This window comes from Crossiella sp. CA198 (genome assembly GCF_052078295.1).
In the GTDB taxonomy this organism is placed as follows: domain Bacteria; phylum Actinomycetota; class Actinomycetes; order Mycobacteriales; family Pseudonocardiaceae; genus Crossiella.
Genome location: NZ_JBQJIM010000035.1, coordinates 63,714 through 82,388, shown reverse-complemented (window position 1 = coordinate 82,388; position 18,675 = coordinate 63,714). Strand labels below are relative to the sequence as shown.

Here is an 18,675-nt window from a genome sequence, read left to right as displayed (position 1 = left end):
TGGCCAGGGTCTTTGCCAGCGGGGTCAGGATGGTGAGCAGCAGCCACACGAGGATGGCGGGCGCGCTCATCTTGTTGAGCCGTAGCATTTGGAGTCTCCTGAGTGATCATGAATCGGTTGGGAGACCGGACCGGCGGTGACTTCTTGGCGGGAGTCCGCCGGTCCGGGCATCAGCGTGGGGAGCCCTGCGGGCTGGTGTTGCCTCCGGCGCGTTCTGCCCAGCACACGCAGGTGCGGGCGGTGCAGGCGCAAGTCGCGATGTAGCCGTTGTGGTGGCAGTGCTTGCAGGTGGACCACCGGTCCAGGGCGGTGTTGATCCGGGTGAGCAGTCCCATCGGGCTTGGTCCTCTCGTGGGGTGTGCGTGGGGTGGGGGTCATCGGCCGGGGTGGTCAGAAGTCCCGGGTGATCCGGCCGGACACGCTGTGGGTGCGGGCCTGCACGGTCACGCCGAGCTGGGCGGTCAGGTGGATGTCCCCGCTCACGGTGGAGGCGTCCACAGTGGACGCGCCGGTGGCGTGCACGGTGATGTCGCCAGAGACCGACTTGGCGCGGGCGCGGCCGTTGAGGCTGTCCAGGTGGATGCGGCCGGAGACGGTCTCGATCGTGGCGTTGGAGGTGGTCTCCAGCTCGACCGCGCCGGAGACGGTGCTCACCCCGGCTCTGCTGGCGTTCCAGACGGTGACCGAACCCGAAACAGTGGAGGCGTCCAGCTCAGCCACGGTGGTGGCATCCAGCCGCCCCGACATGGACTGGTAGCGCAGCACATCCAGCTCGCCCGCGGCGGACAGATCGGCCGAGACGGTGCTGACCGAGACCGACGAACCGGCCGGAAGCCGGACTTCGGCCCGGACCTGGCCGCCGGTGAACAGCGTGGCGGTCGACGAGCCGGTGGTGATTCTGCCGGCATGGGTGCCAATGACCGCGCCGATGACCACGCCGCGCACGTCACCGAAGACCTGACCGACCACGGCGTTGCCGTTGGCCTGCTGGATGGGCATGGGGGCGGAGGGCATGGTCACGGTGCAGGTCTGGCCCTGCTGGGTGACCGTGGTGCGGGTGATCAGGTCGGCGGCCACCGGGTCGGCCGGGTGCAACGGGGTCAGGGTGATCTCGGCGTGCTGGCGGTCTTCGACGGTCACGGTGATCTCGCCGTGGTCGACGTCCAGGTTGAGCACGATCGCGCCGGGCTGCTCGCTGACGATGGTCCTGGTGATCACGCTGCTGCTCCGATCTCGTTGGTGGTGAAGCAGGTCCAGCACTTGCCGTAGGAGGTCGGCAGGCGGTAGCCCACGTCGCGCTGGCACTGCGGGCAGAAGCGCAGCGCGGCGTTGGCCTTCTCCAAGGCGAACTGCTTGCGGGCGGTGAACGGCCGAACCGGCTTGGCCTCGGTGATCAGCCACAGTGGACAGACCTCTTCACGGCGGAAGGGCTTGCGGTGCCGGAAGACCAGCAGTGCCACCGGGTCGGCCCCGTCGGGGCGCAGGCCCACGGCGCGGAGCTGGCGGAAGGTGGCCAGGCCGGGCGGGACCGCGCCGGGGCGGCCACGGAAGCCGAAGACCAGCAGACCGTCCATGCGGCCACGGCAGAACGCGGTCTGGCCGTTCCAGGGAAGGACCGTCTCGTACAGCGGGCGCTGGCGGGCCATCACGCAGCCACCGCCTTGGCCTGCATCCCCGCTGCGGCGCGTACCTGCTGCACCGACAACGCGGCGGTGCCGTTGCGGAAGGCCGTACCGGCGGCACGCACGAGCTGGCCAGCAGCCTGGGGGCTGAAGTGGCTCCACACGCGGATGACCGCGGGCTGCCCGGTGGGGGTGCGCGTGGTCCAGTCCAGGGTGACCTGGACGTAGGTGCCGTGGTCGCGGAGTCGGACCGCGGTGTTGAGCCTGCTGGCCCACTCCGCGATCAGGCTCGGGTCGCTGTTCGGGTCACGCATCTGCATCTCGACCATCGCGCCGAAGGCGAGGGTGTCGGTCACCACGATCCCGAACACCGGCGGTGCGTCGGGGTGTGCGGTGAGGAGCTGGGCGGTCAAGGTCAGCAGCTCGGCGTGCAGGGCGTTGCGCTCCATCACGCACCCCCGACCAGCGAGGTCAGCAGCGCGGCGACGAACAGCCAGGCCAGGTGAGCGGCCTGGTCCAGGTGGGGTGCTCCGCCGTTGTCGTAGTAGCCGAGCTTGCCGGGCACGATCCGGCCGAGCAGGGCGGCGAAGGCGCGCAGGGGGGTCCGGCGGTCGATGACCAGGTGGGTGACCGCGCTGACCAGCTGGCCGAGCAGGAAGCCCAGCGGGGTGATGTCCAGGCCGAAGGCGGCCCAGACGATGCCGACGAACGCGGCGGTGGCCGCGGTGTAGCTGGCGACGTGGCGGGCGGCGGCGGCCCAGCCTTGGGCGCCGGGGCAGCCCTTGTGCTCGACCTGGTGGGTGGTCTGGAGCCAGTAGTCGCCGATGTGGTGCGCGGCCAGCAGGGCCGGGGCGATGGTGGCGAAGGTGATCGCGGCGGTCGACATCACGCGGCCTCCGTCCCGGTCTCGGCGGGCAGGGCGCGGGTGGTCGGCAGGGCGGAGACGATCAGGTGGAGCTGACGCCGCACGATCCGGCGGTCCCGCTTCGCGCGGGCCGAGCCGTCCAGCAACGCCGTGGTGGGAACGGGCGGCGGGGTCTTCCGCAGCTCGGCGGAGACCTCCCAGATCAGCACGTTGATGTCTGCCAGCGTCAGCCCGTCCGGGCTGTAGCCGTGGGGCACGTTGTCATCGGTGAACATCTGCCATCCCTCAGCTTGGCTATCCGGCCTGCGTACCCCCCTTGACACTTGACCTTGTCGTCAAGGGGGGTACGCAGCAAAGAAAAGCACGGGCCGGACGGAGGTGTCAAGGGGGGTACGCGGGTTCGTCTAGGGGACTAGACTGCGCACAGAGAGGAGGCTCCGTTGAACGAGGATGTGGAGCGGATCGCGAGGATCGATGATCCGTTCGAGCTGATCAAGGTGGCTACGGTCCGGCTGCAGGCCGCCCAGCAAGAGGTCACCGACCTGGCCCGGCTACGCCGTCGAGTGATCCAGGAACTTCACGATGCCGGCAGTTCCTACACCACGATCGCGAAAGCGACTGGGATCAGCAGGGCCCGCATTCACCAGGTTCGCCATGGTGGACCTCCGCCCGAAGGCTTCTTCCTTGGCTCCGGCGGGTTCACGGTACTGACCCCACTCAAGCAGGACGTCATCCAAGGGCGGCCGGTTGTTGCCGTTGAGGACGTCGAGGCTACGCAACGGCTTGGCGAACTGGCTCAGTCCCTGGAGATGGAGTTCAAGTTCGAGCACATCCCCGTGGGCGGCGAAGTCAATCTGAATCGTCAGAACCTTGTGGTCATTTGTGGCCCACGTATTTCTCAGCCGGTTGCCTCCGTTCTGGCAACTGACCCTTTCTTGCAGTTTGAGCGCAATGAGGGCGAGCCGTGGACCATTCGCGACAAGAAGACTGGTGCCGCATACCGGTCAGGCTGGGACAGGGACCCACACGAGGCGTACGATTTTGCCTACTTCGGCCGTTTGACTCGCCCCGACAACAAGGGCTCCGTAATTGTATTTACGGGAATTCACCCACCCGGAAGCCTGGGCGTCGTTCAGCTGCTATCAACCAAACTCGCCGACATCTACACCGAAGTGAAAGATAAGAACTTCTCAACACTGGTCCGAACAGAGTATGACTTCGATACTCGACAGCCAGTAAATGTCGAACTTGTGACCCCTATGTACCGCCATGAGGAGGGTAGCCAGTGAAGCTGGGCATAGCCACCGAACCTGCCAGAGCAGGGCGGGAGAACGAGGATTTCGTTGCTGCGGTCCCCGGCGCGGTGGTGTTGCTTGACGGCGCGGGTTCAGCCGGGGCCGACAGCGGATGCAAGCACGGCGTTGCCTGGTACTCGCGCCAACTTGGCGCTCGACTTGTATTTGGCATCCTGGAGTCCGAAACCGCAGACCTGCGGGCAGTCTTGAGTGAGGCCATCTCGGCGGTTGCCGATACGCATCGGCATGAGTGCGACTTGAGCCATCCAGGAACACCTTCGGCAACTGTCTTGCTGATGCGCACCTGCGGCGACTATGTGGATTACCTGGCGCTCGCCGACTCAACGCTAATTGTTCAGGGCAGCAGCAGCAGCCTCACCGTAGTTACGGACGACCGAGAAGAGCACGTCGGCAAGAAGTATCGCCATGATATGGACGCCACCCCAAATGGATCCGAAGAGCATGCGCTCGCTCTGAAGAAGTACATCGAGTCAATGCGTCACCATCGCAATCAGGAAGGCGGATTCTGGGTGGCGAGCACCGACCCAGATGCGGCGGCCGAAGCCATTGTCGGGCAAGTTGAATCCCGGCAGGTTCGAGCGCTCGCCTTGCTGAGCGACGGGGCCACCCGTCTGGTGGACCGCTTCGACCTGATGAGCTGGGACGGCCTGATGGACCTGCTTGAGCAGGGTGGGCCGGAAGAGCTGATCCGGCGGACCAGGGAAGCCGAGCGGAGTGACGAACATGGGCGCCGGTGGCCTCGTGGGAAGGCGTATGACGACGCGTCCGCGGCCTACGTCCGGCTGGCCCCGTGAGCGACGCGCACTGATTGGTGGCCGCGGTGTCCCACCTGTCCCACCTGTCCCGGCAGGATTTCTGACCTGCGCTTTCAGGTGGGACAGGGGTGAGGTTGGCCTGTCCCACCTGTCCCAGCGGTGTGACGGACCGGCTGTAGCCGCAGGGGGCTCCCCGGTTACAGCCGATCCGAGCGCGTGCCCTCGCCCATGCGAATGCCGGCAGAGCCAGGCGAGTGACGAAGTGAGTGACAACCGGCGCGCTCCCCGGTGAACAACCGCGGACGCAGGCGGACGGCAAACAGCCCTTGACCAGCGTCTTGCAGCAGGTCTGTGCGACGACAACTTTCCTTCACACCGAAGGGGTCACTGGTTCGATCCCAGTATCGCCCACCGCTAGTTTTACCTGGTCAGATGGTCTGTCGACGATCCTGTCGGCAGGCCATTGATCATTTTTGGGAGCATCTGGGGAGCAGCGCCTGCTGACCACTTTCGCGAATCCGAAGTGGTCACGCCGCATCACACCCCAGCCTCGGACTCCGTCTCGACATCCAGCCGCCGTCCTGTTCCCACCGCCGCTGCAGCTTCGCGAGCATCTGCTCGATCATCAGATCCGTGACGTGTGAGTAGTCGTCGTCGACGTCCTTGCGATTGTGCCCCAGGCGAATCAGCCGCAGGATGCGCGCCACGCCATCTTCGATCAACCAGGTCGCGTGTGTGTGCCGCAGATCGTGGAAGTGCGTTTCCTCGTTGAGCGGCTGCCAGTCCTTCTCCTTGTTGCCAGCCAAGGCGGGACGGCAGGTCCCGGCGGCGGAAATTGGACCGCCGGTGCAGCCCGCCGTGGGCCCCGCTGAAGACGAACTGCGAGTCGGTGTTGTGCTCCCGGTGCACGGCCAGTTCACCCCACCGCAGATCGGTGAAGGCGTCCGTGACGGTCGTCGGCCCGGCATCCGGCTCCTTCCGCCCGGCCAGGGTGTCGATCTCGTGAGTGATGGCGTAGGTCCGTTCGGGACGGTGGCCGAAGTTGATGCGCAGCTTCCGGCACGGGTTCGGCCCGATCAGCTGCTCGTCCGCGGCCTCGCCGCAGATCGCCGAGAACAACCCCAGGATGTCCTTGGCGCTCTTGTCCGCCAGCGCCGGGCGCAGCTTCTTGTTCACCCACCCCTTGACCTCGATGCGCTGGATGTCGCCCCTTCTGGAGCTTGCCGAGGCACGGTGTACCGACCGGCATCGAGGGAGCCTGTCCATGCGTAGTGGCATGCCGCGCTTGGCCTGCGTAGGCGTGGTGGTCGCCACGCACAGTGTCGTGATGCGCAATGATGCTCTTGTGGCGCTCCGGCTGCTGCAGACTGTGCGCCGCCTGTTCGGACAGCGCGCACGGGCTCGCGCTGGGCGTCCAACATCTATCGTCGAGAGAGTCTCGTAAGGAGCCTTGTGAGCACCCTCGGTAGTTTCATCTGGTCGATCGCCGACCAGCTTCGGGGTCCCTACCGCCCCAACCAGTACGGCAACGTGATCCTCCCGCTCACGATCCTGCGCCGCCTCGACTGCATCCTCGAGCCCGACCGGGAGACGGTCCAGGAGTTGGCGGCGAAGTACGACAACCCGAACCGGCTCAGGATCGAGGTCAAGAAGACGACCGGCCGGCCGTTCTACAACACCTCGAACTACTCCTTCACCAACCTGCTGGCTGACGCCGACGGGCTGGCGGACAACCTTGCCGACTACATCGACCGGTTCTCGCCCGATGTCGACGTGTTCGAGTACTTCGACTTCAAGAAGGAGATCCTTGCGCTGGAGAAGGCAGAACTCCTGCGCGAGGTCATCACGTCCTTCAAGGCCGTCGACCTGCATCCGGACGTCGTCTCCAACGCCGACATGGGCGACGCGTTCGAGTACATCATCCGCAAGTTCAACGAGGCCGCGAACGAGACCTCCGGTGACCACTACACCCCGCGGGACGCGATCCGGCTGCTGGTCGACCTGCTCTTCGCCGAGAAGGAGGTTGAACTGGCCGAGGCTGGCATCATTCGCACGCTGTACGACCCAACCGCAGGCACCGGCGGCATGCTCGCCTTGGCCGAGGAGCATCTGCTCGAGAACAACCCCGACGCGAAGCTGAGCCTGTTCGGCCAGGAGTACAACCCGCAGTCGTACGCGATCTGCAAGTCCGACCTGCTGGCCAAGGGCCACGACGCGACCAACATCGCGTTCGGCAATACGCTGACCGATGACGCGTTCAGAGGCCGCCAGTTCGACTTCTGCATGTCCAACCCGCCGTACGGCGTCGACTGGAAGCAGTACGCCAAGGCGATCACGAAGGAGCGCGACGAAGCAGGCACCTACGGCCGGTTCGACCCCGGCCTCCCGTCGACCTCGGACGGGCAGATGCTCTTCCTGCTCCACTTGGTTCACAAGATGCGCGCCCCGGAGGACGGTGGCGGCCGGGCCGGGATCGTGATGAACGGCTCGCCACTCTTCAACGGTGCTGCCGAGTCCGGCCCCTCCAACATCCGTAGGTGGCTGCTGGAGAACGACCTGGTCGATGTCATCGTCGCGCTGCCGATGAACATGTTCTTCAACACCGGCATTGCCACCTACATCTGGATCCTCGACAACACCAAGCACCCCGACCGCAAGGGCAAGGTCCAGCTCATCGACGGCACCTCGTTCTGGACCAAGATGCGCAAGAACCTCGGCTCCAAGGGCCGCGAGATCAGCGACGCCGACCGCGACAAGGTAGTGAAGTTGTACGCCGACTTCACCGACGCCGACCCTGACTGCTCCAAGGTGCTGCGCAACGACGAGTTCGGCTACTGGGCCGTTACTGTCGAGTGCCCCCTCCTCGACGAGAACGGCAACCCCGTCGTCGACCGCAAGGGCAAGCCCAAGCCTGACTCCAAGAAGCGCGACACCGAGAACGTCCCGTTCACCTACGGCGGCTCGACCGCCGGTGCAGCCGGCAAGGTCGAGGTCATCCAGGCGTATTTCGATGCCGAGGTAAAGCCGCATGTCCCCGATTCCTGGATCGATTGGGCCAAGGTCAAGACCGGCTACGAAATCCCCTTCACCCGCCACTTCTACAAGTACGTCCCGCCCCGCCCCCTTGCTGAGATCGACGCCGACCTGGAAAAACAGATCGCCAAGATCCTCGACTTGCTGCGGTCGGTGGAGGGGTGACCTCTGTGCGTTCGATGAGCCCAGCAAAGATTGTTTGGTTGCAGGGACTCTCGCTTCCCGCCGACTGGAGTCAGTCGAAGGTTAAGTACGTTGCGCCCGGTATGCAAGCTGGTGAAGCTATTACTGCCGAATCGATCGAGCCAGTCGGCACCTATCCCGTGTACGGCGGCAACGGGCTCCGTGGCTATACTGAGGAAAAGACTCATCAAGGCACTCGAATCCTCATCGGACGCCAAGGTGCGTTGTGTGGCAACGTGCACCTCGTCTCCGGCGAGTTCTGGGCCTCTGAACATGCGATCGTTGCGCGTGCTGCAGATGCGGTCGATCCTCGCTGGCTTGCCTACCTCCTGCGAGTCATGAACCTTGGCCAATACTCTCAGACGGCCGCGCAGCCAGGCATCGGAACTGCGCAGATCAATGCACTTCCGGTGCCTGTTCCGCCCCTCTCGGAGCAGCGCGCCATCGCCCACTACCTTGACCGTGAGACCGCCCGCATCGATACCCTCATCGAGGAACAGCAGTGCCTAATCGAGATGCTCCGTGAGCGTCAGCTGGCTGCGATCACAGAGTCAGTCGTTGACGCTTCGGAGAAGAATCGCGTACCGAGGGCCAGCGTTTGGTATCCAAGTCTTCCCACTGACTGGGGATTTGGGCGCGTGAAGTCCATCGCGACGCGCATAACCGACGGCGCGCACATCTCGCCCGACACTGACGGTGGAGTATTCGACTTTGTTTCTACGCGGGACTTGCACGCCGGGTCGATTGACTTTAGTGCAGCCCTGAAGACGACTCCTGATACCTACGAGTACATGGTTAAGACTGGCTGTCAACCACACGATGGTGATGTGTTGTTTTCGAAGGACGGCACTGTGGGTGAGACAGCAGTGATTCGCGGCGAACATCCGTTCGTGGTCGCGTCTTCGTTGGTCATCATCTCCCCTGATCCGCTACGTATGGAGAGCGAGTACCTCGCGTATGTGTTCGCATCGAAGACCGCGAAGGAGCAGGCTGCTTCGATGATGCGCGGTGCTGGTCTTCCACGACTATCGGTTGGCAACCTCGCTCGGGTCGAGGTTCCGATCCCTCCGCTTGATGAACAGCGTCGCATCGCGGCGTATCTCGACGAGCAGACTGCGAAGATCGATACGCTGATCGCAGAATCGGAGCGGTTCGTTGAACTATCGCGTGAGCGGCGGGCGGCGTTGATTACGGCGGCGGTGACGGGGCAGATCGATGTGCGGGAGACGGCGTGATGGCAGATCACCACGAGGTCGTCTTCGAGTCCGAGATCTGCGCGTATCTGGAAGGCCACGGGTGGCTGTACTCGGCGGACGACACCGGCTACGACCGGGAGCGGGCGCTCTTCCCCGAGGATCTGTTCGAGTGGCTGAAGGCGACCCAGAAGCCAGCGTATGAGAAGGCTTTGAGGGCCGCGGGTTCGGAGGCGAAGTTCCTCGACGTGCTGGCCACTGCGCTCGACAAGCCTCTTGAGCATGGTGGCGGGACGCTGAACCTCCTGCGCAACGGGGTGCAGTACATCGGCGGTGGCCTGTTGAAGATGGCGCAGTTCCGGCCTGAGACCAGCCTGAACGTGACCACCAACGAGCAGTACGCCGCGATGCGGGTGCGGGTGATGCGGCAGGTGCACTTCTCCACCGCTAACCAACGCAGCATCGACCTGGTCTTCTTTGTCAACGGGCTCCCGGTCGCCACCGTCGAGTTGAAGACCGACTTCACCCAGTCGCTGGATGAGGCGATCAACCAGTACCGAAAGAACCGGCACCCGCTGACCAACGGTCGGCCGGAGCCCTTGTTGTCGTTCGGGCACCGGGCGCTGGTGCACTTCGCGGTCTCCAACGACCTGGCCGCGATGACCACCAAGTTGGAGGGTGAGAAGACGCATTTCCTGCCGTTCAACATGGGCCACGACAGTGGCGCGGGGAACCCGCCCGGTGCGGACGGGCGGTCGGCGACGGCGTACCTGTGGGAGAGGGTCTGGGAGAAGCACGCCTGGCTCAACATCATCGGTCGGCTGATGATCGTGGAGACCAAGGAGGAATGGGACGTCGCCAACGGCACCTCGGTGCGGCATACGACCATGCTCTTCCCGCGGTTCCACCAGTGGGAGGCCGTGACGAACATCGTGGCCGCGGTGCGCGAAGAGGGGGTGGGGCATCGCTACCTGATCGAGCACTCGGCAGGGTCAGGGAAGACGAATACCATCGCCTGGACCGCGCACCGGCTGGCCCGGCTGCACGTGAACGACGAGAAGGTCTTCGACTCGGTGATCGTGGTCGTGGACCGCACGGTGCTCGACGGGCAGCTCCAGGAGGCGATCCGGCAGATCGACGGGTCAGGAAAGATCGTGGCCACGATCAGCCCGGAAGACGTCCGCAAGGCGGGGGCCAAGTCGAAGTCTGGACTGCTGGCGACCGCGTTGAAAAATGGTGAGCTGATCATCGCGGTGACGGTGCAGACCTTCCCGTTCGCGCTCGACGAGATCCGGGCCGACAAGGGTCTGAAGGGGAAGCGGTTCGCGGTGATCGCGGACGAGGCGCACTCCTCGCAGTCCGGGCAGATCTCCTCCAAGCTCAAGGCCGTACTGACCGCCGAGGAGGTCAAGGATATTGAGGAGGGCGGCTCCGTCAACGTCGAGGCGATCCTGACCTCGGAGATGACCGAGCGGGCGGAGTCGGAAAACATCTCCTACCTCGCGTTCACCGCGACGCCGAAGAACAAGACCCTGGAGCTCTTCGGCCGCAAGGGTCCTGACGGGAAGCCGGTCGAGTTCCACCTTTACTCGATGCGGCAGGCGATCGAGGAGGGCTACATCCTCGACGTGCTCAGGGGCTATCAGTCCTATGACACCGCGCTGAAGATCGCCGGTCAGGCCGAGAGCGGTGATGGTGACGTGGTCGTGGATGAGGCAGCGGCACAGAAGGGACTGATGCGGTGGGTGAGGCTGCACCCGACCAACATCGGCCAGAAAGTGCAGATCATCGTCGAGCATTTCCACGTCAACGTCGCCCACCTGCTGGAGGGCAAGGCGAAGGCGATGGTCGTGACCGACTCGCGCAAGGCCGCGGTGAAGTACAAGAAGGCGATCGACGCCTACATCGCCAAGCGGGCCGCCAAGGACGCCTCGTACAATTACCGCACCCTGGTCGCCTTCTCCGGCTCGGTGACGATGGCCGAGGACGAGAAGTGGGTCTCGGACTGGGGACCGCAGCCGAGCAAGGACGACGAGTTCACCGAGGCTAACCTGAACCCCGGCGCCGGCTCGGACTTGGCCGCCGCCTTCAAGGGCGCGACATACAAGATCATGCTGGTCGCCAACAAGTTCCAGACGGGGTTCGACCAGCCGCTGCTCTCGGCGATGTACGTCGACAAGAAGCTCTCCGGGGTCACCGCAGTGCAGACGCTCTCGCGGCTCAACCGCACCCATCGCACCGCGGGCGGGGAGCAGAAGCGCAAGACATTCGTCCTCGACTTCGTGAACAAGCCCGACGACATCCGGACTGCGTTCGAGCCGTACTTCACCAACGCCACTCTGGAGACCGAGACCGACCCGTACGTCGTATTCCACCTCGCCACCAAGCTCTCCCAGGCTGGGATCTACACGCCAGAGCAAGTGCGCGAAGTCGCCGAACTATGGGTGACCCGTAAGGGCAACAACGCGCTCTCGGCTGCGATCAGCCCGGCCAAGAACGAGTTTGCCCGCCGCTACGCGGCTGCGATCGAGGCCGAGGACAAGGTCACCCTCAATACCCTCGACCTGTTCCGGAAAGATGTCTCCACCCTCGTCCGGCTCTACGACTTCATGAGTCAGATCGTCAACTACGGCGATCCGTACCTGGAGGCATTGTCGATCTTCCTGCGGCTCCTGGAGAAGGTCATCGCAGACTCATCCTGGGCCGCGGAGGTCGACCTTTCCGATGTGGTCCTGGTCGGGGTCAAGCACAACAAGGGGGTCATGGTCGACATCTCGCTGACCGGTGACGGTGAGCTGAAGGGGATCAGCGCCGCGGGCACCGGTACCCGGAAGGAGCCAAAGTACGTCGCACTCCAGATCGTCATCGACAAGATGAACGACCTCTTCGGCGCCGAGTCGTTTACCGCGTCGCAGGTCCGTGAGTTCGTGCAGGGACTGGTACAGCGGCTGCTCACCTACCCGGACCTGATCAACCAGACCAAGGTGAACTCGAAAAAGCAGTTCATGGAATCGCAGGACTTCCAAGCCGCGGTCACCGAAGCAGTCGTCGACAACCAGACAGCACACAACACAATGGCTGACTACTTCTTCAGCGATGGGCCTGCGATCAAGGGCGTTATCGTGGCAATCGCTGATGCGTTCTACGAGGTGGCGACAGACCAAGTGGAGGGTGCCTGACGGCAGAGGTCCGAATGGACAGGCGGGCCGACCGAGTGGCCGTACCTGTTCCGTGAGCGGGTTCGCCGTGCGGAGTTGTGCGTGCCGAGAACCACGTCCGTAGAGGTGGAGTTTGGGCTCGCTGAGGTCGGTGGCCGCCGGTGGCAGCTTCACGCGGTAGGGAGCAGCACGGGGAGCGAATGGTGAGCAGACTGGCGTGCTCAGCGGTCCGGAACTGCATTCAACGGCTCTGGACAGGCCCGCGCTGGCCTGCGGAAGTCGTATTTCCGCAGGTCAGTGCACGGTATCGTCCTTGATTCACGCCGAAGGGGTGACTGGTTCGATCCCAGTGTCGCCCACCAGATAAGTACAGATCAGGGCCGGATTTCCTTAGTTGGAGATCCGGCCCTTGATTATTTGTTAACGATTTGTCAGCGGGTAGTGCGCGAGTGCGACGCGGTGGACCGAGACGGCGTAGTCACCGCCGGTGAACGGTTCCCGGTCCCAGGTGGCGTAGCGCTCGGCCAGGGTGAGTCCCGCGGCCGTGTAGTGGGTGTCGTAGTCCTCGGCGGTATAGCCGCGGTTGAGGGAGAAGCCCGCGATGAGCGCGCCTTGGGACGCGAGGTGGCCTGCCGCGCTGGATACGAGGGCCTGCTGGGTGCCTTCCGGGGTGAACAGCGGGATGTTGCCGCCATGAGGACGATGTCGAAGTGGCGGTTGAGGGCCAGGGCGGGAGGTCGTGCTGGTTCCAGGTGATCGTGGCGCCCGTTTCCTGGCTACGTTGAGCATGGAGGGCTCCAGGTCGATCCCGACGACGTCGATGTCGTGCCGGGCGAGTCGATGGCGACCCGGCGGGTGCCGCAGCCCGCGTCGAGGACGGAGCCAGGCCAGTAGGAGCGCACGAAGTCGGCCTTGCCGTGGAGGTCGGCGCCGGTGGCGGCCAGGTGGTCGAAGCGGCGCTGGTAGTCCGTGCCATCCCAGGTCATCGCGTCCACCATGGCGCAGGGCCGGGGTGGCGGAAATCAGGTGGGGTCAGGGGCAAACCCTGATGGCAGGCGGCCGCGCCGTGGGCAGCATGGGGGTGTCAGGGGAGTTCCGCGGCACGAGGAGAATCATGAGCGAGTCCAAGACCGAGTCCATCCCTTCCGCCGTCGACTCCGTGGTCGACGCCGTTCGTGGGCTGGTCAACGAGGGCATCAACCGGCGCGTGGTCGTGCGCGACAGCAAGAACGACGTGCTGCTGGAGGTGCCGGTGGCCCTCGGGCTGGTCGCGGCGCTGGCCGCCCCGATGGCGATGACGATCGGCGCCGGTGTCGCACTGGTCGGCAAGTGCGGGATCAAGATCGAGAACCGGCAGCAGCCCGGCAGCGCGGCCGCGACGACTGTCGACGCCGAGCGGGTGTAGTCAGCAGCGGGACACCGCAGCGGACGTCCCCGCGGGTGTGTTTGGCATGGCCCCCCGCATCCGCACAGTCCAGTCTGGCCCCACCGCGAACAAGCGAGACCCTTGCGTTGTAATGGGTTCGCCCGCTCCCGGCGGGGCCGGACGTACGGGTGACATCAGGGGGACCAGTGGCTGTCTACGAGGACCTGTCTCGTTACGGCTACCAGCCGGTCGAGGTTGTGGGCGCCGAGGTGCTCACTGTCGGTTGGCTCGGTGCTGGGGTGGAGTTCGAGCGGGGCGAGCCGGCGGCGGATTTTGTTGACGCGCTGCGGAAGTTGGCGGCCTTCGAGTCCGTGGGGCAGACCAGGGGATACCACTATTGCTGGCTGTGTCAGGCGGTGGCGGGGTTTGACTGGGAGCCTGCCGAGATCCCCTGTGCGGAGGCGGAGCGGGGGGCTCTCACCCTTGGCAGCGCTGAGATTCACGTGCCTGGCGCTGGCGGAGTTGTCTACGCGGCGCCGAACCTGATCTGTCATTACGTGCTCGCGCACCAGTACTCGCCGCCCGCGGAGTTCGTGGCGGCGGTGCTGGCGGCGAGTGCGCGTGGTGGGGTGGAGTGGGGGCGGGTGAAGGCGGCGTTGCCGGTGGGCGCCGTGGTGCGTGGGGTCTCGGATTCCACCAACTGGTTGGGGTTGTTGGTTGAGCTGGACGGGTTCCCTGGAGTTGACGCGGGGGTGGCGTTCCGGGAACTCGGGGTGGGTTCGGTTGACGAGCTGGAGTTCGAGTTCGGGGTGGTGCGGGAGTTCGTGGTGCTGGACCACGTGGACGTGCGGCGGCAGGTTGTGCTGCGGTTGGCCCCCGTCAGCCGGTGACGTCGATGACGGCCTTGGTGAACTCGCGCGGTGCTTCCTGGGGCACGTTGTGGCCGATGCCGGGCAGTACCCGGTGGTCGTAGCGGCCGGTGAACTTGTCGCGGTAGCCGGCGCCGTTGGCCGCGGCCCCGTCGAAATCGCTGGCGATGGTGATGGCCGGGATGGTGATCATCGGGGCGGCGGCGAGTTTCTGTTCCAGGGCCTCGTACTGGGGTTCGCCGGGGGCCAGGCTCAGGCGCCAGCGGTAGTTGTGCACCACGATGGCGACGTGGTCGGGGTTGGCGAAGGACTGGGCGGTGCGCTGGTAGGTGGCGTCGTCGAACTGCCACTTCGGTGAGCCGCCCTGCCAGATGAGCTTGTTGAACTCGGTGCGGTTGCGGGTGTAGCCCTGCACCCCGCGTTCGGTGGCGAAGTAGTACTGGTACCACCAGCCGAGTTCGGCCGCGGGTGGCAGCGGCTGCTGGTTGGCCTTGAGGTTGGTGATCAGGTAGCCGCTGACCGACACCAGCCCGGTGAACCGTTCCGGCCAGAGCGCGGCGAGCACGGTGGCGGTCCTAGCGCCCCAGTCGAAACCGGCGATGGTGGCGCGCTGGATGCCCAGCGCGTCCATGAAGTTGATGATGTCGGTGGCCACCGCGGCCTGCTGTCCGTTGCGGGCGGTGGCCGGGGACAGGAACGTGGTGCTGCCGGAGCCGCGCAGGTAGGGCACGAACACCCGGAAGCCCGCGGCGGCCAGGGCGGGGGCCACGTCGACGTAGCTGTGGATGTCGTAGGGCCAGCCGTGCAGCAGGATGACCGGTTTGCCGTTCGCGGGGCCGGTTTCGGCGTAGCCGATGTCCAGCACGCCTGCCTTGATCTGCTTGATCGGTCCCCAGGTGGGGGCGTTGCCGGTGACGGCGGTGGCGGTGGCCGGAGGTGGCGGCTGGGCGCTGGGGCCCGCGGGGGCGCAGCTCGCGAGCGCGGCTATGGCGGCGGTGGCGGCCAGAACCCGGGTGAACTGCTTCCTGCTGATCATGCGGACCACTCCTGCGACGGTGTTGCGTTTCCGGACACCTCGCGACGGTAGGAAGCGGGCGGGGACCTTCGCGAGCGTCAGGCGACGTCACTGGCGTACGTCATGGCGGGGCGGTGCCGGGTACGACAACGGCCAACGTGGCGTACGACATCGGCCAAACCGGCGTACGACAACGGCCAACACGCGGGTGGGGGTGGGGGTGGGGTGGCCTGGGTCTATGTCTGGGGGGCATTGGTGGGTTGGGGGAGGCATTTCCGGGAGTGGGGTTGGGGTTGTAATTTTTGGGGGGAGCGGCTGGGAATGGCCGGTGGGGATTCTTTTTTTGGGTTGGGAGTGGGTTTTCGTGGCTGTTGGTGGGCGGCGGGTTGTGGTGGTTACTGGGGCCTCGCAGGGGATTGGGGCTGCTGTTGTCGCGGGGTATCGGAAGTTGGGGTGGGGGGTGGTGGCCAACTCTCGGACTATTGGTGTGTCGGATGATCCGGGGGTGGTTACCGTTGCTGGGGATATTGCGGAGGTGGGGACTGCGCGGGCTGTTATTGACGCTGCGGTGGGGGAGTTTGGGCGGGTGGACACGGTGGTCAACAATGCCGGGGTTTTCCTGGCCAAGCCGTTCACCGAGTACACGGCCGCGGACTATGCGGCGGTGATGGGGGTGAACGTGGCTGGGTTCTTTGGGGTCACGCAGCTTGCGGTGGAGCGGATGCTGGCGCAGGGGGGTGGGCACATCGTCAACGTCACGACCACGCTGGTGGAGCATGCGCTGAGTGCGGTGCCTTCGGTGCTGGCCTCGTTGAGCAAGGGTGGGTTGCAGGCGGCGGCGAAGTCGCTGGCCATTGAGTACGCGGGGCGGGGGATTCGGGTCAACGCGGTGTCGCCGGGGGTGATTCAGACGCCGATGCATTCGGCGGAGACCCATGCGGCGCTGGCGGGGCTGCATCCGGTGGGCCGGATTGGGCGGGTCGAGGATGTGGTGGATGGGGTGTTGTTCCTGGAGAACGCGCCTTTTGTCACCGGGGAGATTTTGCACATTGATGGTGGGCAGAGCGCGGGGCACTGAGCAGGGCCGGTTTTTCCAGTGTGGAAGGAGATTGGTTATGCCTTTTGTCAGTATTCAGGTCACTCGGGAGGGCAGTGCTCCTGGGGTGGAGTCGGTTACCGAACAGGAGAAGGCGCGGTTGATCGCGGGGGTCAGTCAGGTGTTGCTTGAGGTGCTGGGCAAGCCGTTGGAGTCGACTTTTGTGGTGATCAACGAGGTGCCGTTGGGGAACTGGGGGTGGGGCGGGCTGCCGGTCGCGGAGTTTCGGGCGGCCCGATCTGGGCCTGGGGCGGGATCGGACAGCAGTTGACGGCGGTGGCCGCGGCGGCCTCGATGAAGTGGCGGAGTCTGCGGTCCCGGTGCTGGGGCTGGAAGGCGATGGACACCGGGGAGGTGGGGGCGCCGATCAGGGGGACGAAGCGGACGGCGGGGTGGATGTTGCGGCGCATCGCGACCTCGGGGACCACGCCGATGCCGCGGTTGGCGGCCACGGATTCCAGCCACTCGTCGAAGTTGCGGGTTTCGATGATCCGCCGCGGGCCGTCGCCGTCGGGCCAGGACCAGGGGCCGGTGGTGCCGCTGACCGTGTTGACCACCAGGGGCCAGTCGGGGACCTCGGACCAGTGCAGTCGGTCGGCGCCGGCGAGGGTGCACTTGGCCGAGCAGACGGCGACCCGGAGTTCGTCGAACAGGTGCAGCACCTTGGTGCCGGGGGTGGGTTCGTGGGTGCCGCGGACCACCGCGACGTCGACCGTGCCCTCGTCGACGGCGGCCAGGGGATCGTCGATGCGGATCAAGGAGACCGAGTTGCCGGTGGCTTGTTCGTAGCGGCTGACGGTGGTCTGGGCCCAGGGATCGGGGAGCAGCCAGCTGAAGCCGAAGCGGATGGTGACCTGGGCGCGGACCGAGGCGAGGGTCTGGTCCATCGCGGTGAGGACCTGCTGGGCCCGGCCAAGGAACTCCACGCCGGTGGCGGTGAGGGCGACGTGGCGGGAGTCGCGGTCGAACAGCCGCACTTCGAGGGCGGCCTCCAGTTGCTTGATCGTCCGGGTCAGCGCGGGCTGGGTGACGATCAGGTGTTCGGCGGCCCTGGTGAAGGACAACTGCTGGGCCACTGCCACGAAGGCACGCAAATGCCGGAGTTCGACGCCCATGACCGGCAAGTGTAGGCGCGGCCGGAGGGGCGGCGGCCGGGTTCAGGCCGGGGTGGCCGGGTATTCGAGCAGGCGCTCGGCAGGGGTGAAGTTGCCGAAGGTCCAGGTGCGCACGCCATCCGGCCAGATCAGGGTCAGCTCGCCCTCGGCGGGGTGGTAGACGGCGGTGTGCAGGGTGCCGGCGCCGGTGCTGTAGCCGGTGCGGTGGCGGGGACGGCTGAGCATGGCGGCGATGGCCTCGGACACCTCGGGCCAGTGCCGGGTGCGGCCGCGCTGGGTGGGTTCGCCGGGGGTGAGGCGGTAGGCGGCGCGGGCGCCGGTGGCGTCGATGACGGTGAGGTCGTGGGTGCTGGCGGTGGGCCAGCCGGTCAGGACCTCGTCCACGGCGGCCACGGTGGTGCAGTGCTCCAGGAGGTGGCGGACGAGCAGTGGGCCGCTGAGGCCTTCGGTGTGCCGGCGGTCGCCGCCGGAGGTCAGGGACACGGCCAGGCCGTCCTCGTTCATGCCGTCCAGGAGGCCCCACAGGCCGGCGGTGGTGCCCAGCACGCGGCGGGTGCCGAGCTGGCTGAGCCACAGCGTGGACTCGTGCTGGGTGAGGTCGATGTCGAGGTTGCGGACCAGGGAGGCGCCGCCGGTGCCCTGGGCGCCGGCGACCACCGGGCCGGGCGGGTTGACGTGGGTGAGGAAGCCGGGCAGGTCCGGGTCGGGCAGCCGGGCGGCTTCGGCCAGGTCGGCGGCCAGGCAGGCCAGTGGGGTGCTGGTCAGGGACAGCACCGTGGTGCGCCAGGTCTGGGCGTCGGGGTGGTCGGCGGCGGTGGCGCGCAGCCGGGGCCAGTGCCGGTGCACGTGCTCGCGCCAGGCGGGGCCGGGGCGGGCCTCGGCGAAGGCCCGGAACGTTGTGGAGCAGCGGATGTCGCCGGTCACCTGGCACCTCTCGGGAGTGGGGATCCTCGCTGCCCGATCGAACCCGCGGGGCCCTCGCGCGGCCACGCGGACAGACCGGCAGAAGGTCGCCCCGGCCAGGTTCTGCCGGTCCTTCCGCGTGGCAGCGGGGTGTCCTGGCGGGTGGACTCGGTGGCAGGAACTTCG

Annotated in this window: 21 protein-coding genes; 9 read left to right on the top strand and 12 right to left on the bottom strand. The window is 66.0% G+C overall.

The features are described from left to right. Positions 1-170: 170 nt before the first annotated feature. From ACTOWY_RS39620 to ACTOWY_RS39595, 6 genes are read right to left on the bottom strand one after another with little or no spacing between them, the layout of a single operon-like run. A complete protein-coding gene (locus ACTOWY_RS39620; RefSeq protein WP_441314737.1) occupies positions 171-335 on the bottom strand; it encodes a hypothetical protein in 165 nt (54 codons plus the stop codon). A gap of 55 nt (positions 336-390) precedes the next feature. Then, positions 391-1,218, bottom strand: a complete 828-nt coding sequence (locus ACTOWY_RS39615; protein ID WP_441314736.1) for a DUF4097 family beta strand repeat-containing protein — start codon at positions 1,216-1,218, stop codon at positions 391-393. After that, positions 1,215-1,646 (bottom strand): RRQRL motif-containing zinc-binding protein, encoded by a 432-nt coding sequence (locus tag ACTOWY_RS39610; protein ID WP_441314735.1) that lies wholly within the window; start codon positions 1,644-1,646, stop codon positions 1,215-1,217. The genes ACTOWY_RS39615 and ACTOWY_RS39610 overlap by 4 nt, the downstream gene beginning before the upstream one ends. Continuing rightward, positions 1,646-2,071, bottom strand: coding sequence for a hypothetical protein (locus ACTOWY_RS39605; RefSeq protein WP_441314734.1), 426 nt, complete (start codon positions 2,069-2,071; stop codon positions 1,646-1,648). The genes ACTOWY_RS39610 and ACTOWY_RS39605 overlap by 1 nt, the downstream gene beginning before the upstream one ends. Then, complete coding sequence (locus ACTOWY_RS39600; RefSeq protein ID WP_441314733.1) at positions 2,071-2,508, bottom strand: transcriptional regulator; 438 nt, start codon at positions 2,506-2,508, stop codon at positions 2,071-2,073. Before ACTOWY_RS39600 ends, ACTOWY_RS39605 begins: the two co-directional genes overlap by 1 nt. After that, positions 2,508-2,762 (bottom strand): hypothetical protein, encoded by a 255-nt coding sequence (locus tag ACTOWY_RS39595; RefSeq protein WP_441314732.1) that lies wholly within the window; start codon positions 2,760-2,762, stop codon positions 2,508-2,510. Before ACTOWY_RS39595 ends, ACTOWY_RS39600 begins: the two co-directional genes overlap by 1 nt. 165 nt (positions 2,763-2,927) lie before the next feature. On the opposite strand from ACTOWY_RS39595, the gene ACTOWY_RS39590 reads away from it, so the two are divergent. Continuing rightward, entirely contained in the window at positions 2,928-3,776 is an 849-nt protein-coding gene (locus tag ACTOWY_RS39590) for a hypothetical protein (RefSeq protein ID WP_441314731.1), read from the top strand. Further along, positions 3,773-4,597, top strand: a complete 825-nt coding sequence (locus ACTOWY_RS39585) for a protein phosphatase 2C domain-containing protein (protein WP_441314730.1) — start codon at positions 3,773-3,775, stop codon at positions 4,595-4,597. Before ACTOWY_RS39590 ends, ACTOWY_RS39585 begins: the two co-directional genes overlap by 4 nt. Positions 4,598-5,095: 498 nt before the next feature. Here ACTOWY_RS39585 and ACTOWY_RS39580 read toward each other — a convergent pair whose 3' ends face one another. Then, a complete protein-coding gene (locus tag ACTOWY_RS39580; protein ID WP_441314729.1) occupies positions 5,096-5,734 on the bottom strand; it encodes a hypothetical protein in 639 nt (212 codons plus the stop codon). A 276-nt stretch (positions 5,735-6,010) separates the two neighbouring features. On the opposite strand from ACTOWY_RS39580, the gene ACTOWY_RS39575 reads away from it, so the two are divergent. Genes ACTOWY_RS39575 through ACTOWY_RS39565 form a run of 3 tightly spaced genes read left to right on the top strand, consistent with a single transcriptional unit; the run spans position 6,011 to position 12,146 of the window. After that, a complete protein-coding gene (locus tag ACTOWY_RS39575) occupies positions 6,011-7,756 on the top strand; it encodes an N-6 DNA methylase (protein ID WP_441314728.1) in 1,746 nt (581 codons plus the stop codon). A gap of 14 nt (positions 7,757-7,770) precedes the next feature. Further along, positions 7,771-9,009 (top strand): restriction endonuclease subunit S, encoded by a 1,239-nt coding sequence (locus ACTOWY_RS39570; protein ID WP_441314739.1) that lies wholly within the window; start codon positions 7,771-7,773, stop codon positions 9,007-9,009. Continuing rightward, complete coding sequence (locus tag ACTOWY_RS39565) at positions 9,009-12,146, top strand: type I restriction endonuclease subunit R (protein WP_441314738.1); 3,138 nt, start codon at positions 9,009-9,011, stop codon at positions 12,144-12,146. The genes ACTOWY_RS39570 and ACTOWY_RS39565 overlap by 1 nt, the downstream gene beginning before the upstream one ends. 399 nt (positions 12,147-12,545) lie before the next feature. Here ACTOWY_RS39565 and ACTOWY_RS39560 read toward each other — a convergent pair whose 3' ends face one another. Continuing rightward, a complete protein-coding gene (locus ACTOWY_RS39560) occupies positions 12,546-12,914 on the bottom strand; it encodes a hypothetical protein (RefSeq protein WP_441314727.1) in 369 nt (122 codons plus the stop codon). Further along, the gene (locus ACTOWY_RS39555) at positions 12,902-13,111 is read right to left on the bottom strand and encodes a hypothetical protein (protein ID WP_441314726.1); all 210 of its coding nucleotides are present in this window, start codon (positions 13,109-13,111) and stop codon (positions 12,902-12,904) included. The genes ACTOWY_RS39560 and ACTOWY_RS39555 overlap by 13 nt, the downstream gene beginning before the upstream one ends. A 128-nt stretch (positions 13,112-13,239) precedes the next feature. Between ACTOWY_RS39555 and ACTOWY_RS39550 the strand changes: the two genes are divergently transcribed. Together ACTOWY_RS39550 and ACTOWY_RS39545 are read left to right on the top strand one after the other, a co-directional pair. After that, entirely contained in the window at positions 13,240-13,530 is a 291-nt protein-coding gene (locus ACTOWY_RS39550; protein WP_441314725.1) for a DUF4342 domain-containing protein, read from the top strand. A 167-nt stretch (positions 13,531-13,697) separates the two neighbouring features. After that, the gene (locus ACTOWY_RS39545; RefSeq protein WP_441314724.1) at positions 13,698-14,381 is read left to right on the top strand and encodes a DUF7919 family protein; all 684 of its coding nucleotides are present in this window, start codon (positions 13,698-13,700) and stop codon (positions 14,379-14,381) included. On the opposite strand, the gene ACTOWY_RS39540 is transcribed toward ACTOWY_RS39545, so the two are convergent. Next, positions 14,371-15,396, bottom strand: coding sequence for an alpha/beta fold hydrolase (locus ACTOWY_RS39540; protein ID WP_441314723.1), 1,026 nt, complete (start codon positions 15,394-15,396; stop codon positions 14,371-14,373). The genes ACTOWY_RS39545 and ACTOWY_RS39540 overlap by 11 nt on opposite strands. On the opposite strand from ACTOWY_RS39540, the gene ACTOWY_RS39535 reads away from it, so the two are divergent. Next, positions 15,347-16,453, top strand: coding sequence for an SDR family NAD(P)-dependent oxidoreductase (locus ACTOWY_RS39535; protein ID WP_441314722.1), 1,107 nt, complete (start codon positions 15,347-15,349; stop codon positions 16,451-16,453). The two genes, ACTOWY_RS39540 and ACTOWY_RS39535, sit on opposite strands and share 50 nt — an antisense overlap. Beyond that, a complete protein-coding gene (locus tag ACTOWY_RS39530) occupies positions 16,362-16,742 on the top strand; it encodes a tautomerase family protein (protein ID WP_441314721.1) in 381 nt (126 codons plus the stop codon). Before ACTOWY_RS39535 ends, ACTOWY_RS39530 begins: the two co-directional genes overlap by 92 nt. On the opposite strand, the gene ACTOWY_RS39525 is transcribed toward ACTOWY_RS39530, so the two are convergent. Further along, positions 16,642-17,586 carry a LysR family transcriptional regulator gene (locus ACTOWY_RS39525; protein ID WP_441314720.1) on the bottom strand — a complete coding sequence of 315 codons (945 nt, stop codon included), beginning with the start codon at positions 17,584-17,586 and terminating at the stop codon, positions 16,642-16,644. The two genes, ACTOWY_RS39530 and ACTOWY_RS39525, sit on opposite strands and share 101 nt — an antisense overlap. 42 nt (positions 17,587-17,628) lie before the next feature. Continuing rightward, positions 17,629-18,510: a carcinine hydrolase/isopenicillin-N N-acyltransferase family protein gene (locus ACTOWY_RS39520; RefSeq protein ID WP_441314719.1), complete on the bottom strand. Its 882-nt coding sequence runs from the start codon at positions 18,508-18,510 to the stop codon at positions 17,629-17,631. Positions 18,511-18,675: the final 165 nt, after the last annotated feature.